Raw genomic sequence first — 236 nt, 5'->3', positions numbered from 1 at the left:
CTGTTTGATGTCCAGCACCACCACCGACTCGCCGTACTCGAGCAGGTTCGGAATGACCACGCCCACGCCCCTGCCCGAACGGGCCGGCGCGGCGAGGACCACGAACTGCTGGCCACTCAGGCGCACCAGCTTGCCGCCGAAGCTGCCCACCACGATGCCGTTGTCGGACTTCTTGAACAGACCGTGCCTGGCCAGGTCGGCGGCTTCCGCGAAGCGGGCATCGCCGTGCAGGGATT

The 236-nt window shown here is 67.4% G+C and carries 1 protein-coding gene; it reads right to left on the bottom strand.

The window, feature by feature from the left end; genetic code table 11:
- On the bottom strand, positions 1-236 hold a 236-nt coding region (locus KVS69_RS20565; RefSeq protein WP_217540199.1), incomplete at both ends, for a type IV secretory system conjugative DNA transfer family protein.

It is taken from the genome of Stenotrophomonas sp. GbtcB23 (assembly GCF_019091045.1).
Taxonomy (GTDB): domain Bacteria; phylum Pseudomonadota; class Gammaproteobacteria; order Xanthomonadales; family Xanthomonadaceae; genus Stenotrophomonas; species Stenotrophomonas rhizophila_A.
Note: the sequence above shows the minus strand (reverse complement) of the source record. Positions and strands in the feature narration are given on the sequence as shown.